The sequence below is a fragment of the Candidatus Nitrosotalea sp. FS genome (genome assembly GCF_011319475.1).
In the GTDB taxonomy this organism is placed as follows: domain Archaea; phylum Thermoproteota; class Nitrososphaeria; order Nitrososphaerales; family Nitrosopumilaceae; genus Nitrosotalea.
In genome coordinates, this window is record NZ_RCMC01000181.1 from 11813 (window position 1) to 12068 (window position 256).

1 pseudogene is annotated in these 256 nt (G+C 39.1%); it reads left to right on the forward strand.

Annotated features, from left to right (window positions below):
* A pseudogene (locus DYY66_RS13080) lies at window positions 1-256 on the forward strand (glycosyltransferase); the annotation flags it as partial.

Consider the following 256-nt stretch of genomic DNA (forward strand, 5'->3'; position numbering starts at 1 on the left):
GGGGCACCTATCCAACTGGATACATGATGTATTTTATTATCAAACACATAGGACTGGAGGCTCTGATCTGTATACAATCACCAAAACATTTGCACAGATAGACCCAGTGTTGTTTTGGCTTGCATCAGCTGCCATGGTTTTTGCGGCAATCCGAAGGGACTATTTTATCATAACATGGATTATTCCCTTTTTGATTTTCTTGTATTTGATAGGCTATAACCAGTATTTTTACTGGATTCCAGTCATACCTGTGATG